The organism is Amycolatopsis sp. NPDC005961, assembly GCF_040629235.1.
Classification (GTDB): domain Bacteria; phylum Actinomycetota; class Actinomycetes; order Mycobacteriales; family Pseudonocardiaceae; genus Amycolatopsis; species Amycolatopsis camponoti.
Genome location: NZ_JBEXVF010000158.1, coordinates 1 through 1,231 on the forward strand (window position 1 = coordinate 1; position 1,231 = coordinate 1,231).

Below are 1,231 nucleotides of genomic sequence, written 5' to 3' on the forward strand. Positions count from 1 at the left end.
AACTCCGGCCCCATCCGCACCCGCGTCTTGATCCACGGCGGCTTCTTCTCGATCGGCGTCTCACTGTTGCGGACTTCCAGACGCAGCAGCTTCCGCCCCTCGGGCAGCGCACTCATCGGGACAGGTCCGCGTACAGCGGGTGCTTCTTGGCCAGCGTCTCGACGCGGTCGCGCAGCTTGGACCGCAGGGCGTCGTCGAAGTCCGGCTTGAGCGCCTCGGCGATGACGTCGGCGACCTCGGTGAAGTCGTCCGCGCCGAAGCCGCGGGTGGCCAGCGCCGGCGTGCCGATCCGCAGGCCGGAGGTGATCATCGGCGGGCGCGGGTCGAACGGGACGGCGTTGCGGTTGACCGTGATGCCGACCTCGTGCAGCCGGTCCTCGGCCTGCTGACCGTCCAGAGTGGACTGGACCAGGTCGACGAGCACCAGGTGGACGTCGGTGCCGCCGGTCAGCACGCGCACCCCGGCCGAAGCGCAGTCGTCCTGCGACAGCCGCGACGCCAGGATCCGCGAACCTTCGAGGGTGCGCTGCTGACGCTCCTTGAACTCGTCGCTCGCGGCGATCTTCAGCGCGACGGCCTTGGCCGCGATGACGTGTTCCAGGGGCCCGCCCTGCTGGCCGGGGAACACCGCCGAGTTGATCTTCTTCGCCAGCTCCTGGCGGCACAGGATGAGGCCGCCGCGCGGGCCGCCCAGGGTCTTGTGCGTGGTCGTGGTGACGATGTCGGCGTGCGGCACCGGCGACGGGTGCAGCCCGGTCGCGACCAGCCCGGCGAAGTGGGCCATGTCCACCATCAGGCGGGCGTCGACGAGGTCGGCGATGCGGCGGAACTCGGCGAAGTCGAGCTGACGCGGGTAGGCGGACCAGCCGGCGATGATCAGCTTCGGCTGGTGCTCTACGGCCAGGCGCTCGATCTCGGCGAGGTCGACGATCCCGGTCTCTTTGTCGACGTGGTAGGCGACGACGTTGTAGAGCTTGCCCGAGAAATTGATCTTCATCCCGTGCGTCAGGTGGCCGCCGTGCGCCAGGTCGAGCCCGAGGATGGTGTCGCCCGGTTTGAGCACAGCGAACATCGCGGCCGCGTTGGCCTGCGCGCCCGAGTGCGGCTGGACGTTGGCGTGCTCGGCGCCGAACAGGGCCTTCGCGCGGTCGATGGCGAGCTGCTCGACGACGTCGACGTGCTCGCAGCCGCCGTAGTAGCGGCGGCCGGGGTAGCCCTCGGCGTACTTGTT

The 1,231-nt window shown here is 69.9% G+C and carries 1 protein-coding gene and 1 pseudogene; both read right to left on the minus strand.

What is annotated here, in order from left to right; all coding sequences use genetic code 11:
* Positions 1-116: pseudogene (locus tag ABZ342_RS48910) on the minus strand (lipoyl synthase); the annotation flags it as partial.
* Positions 113-1,231, minus strand: a 1,119-nt coding sequence (gene glyA, locus ABZ342_RS48915) for a serine hydroxymethyltransferase (RefSeq protein ID WP_360488932.1), incomplete at its 5' end; no start/stop codon positions are given. The pseudogene ABZ342_RS48910 and the gene glyA, both read right to left, overlap by 4 nt.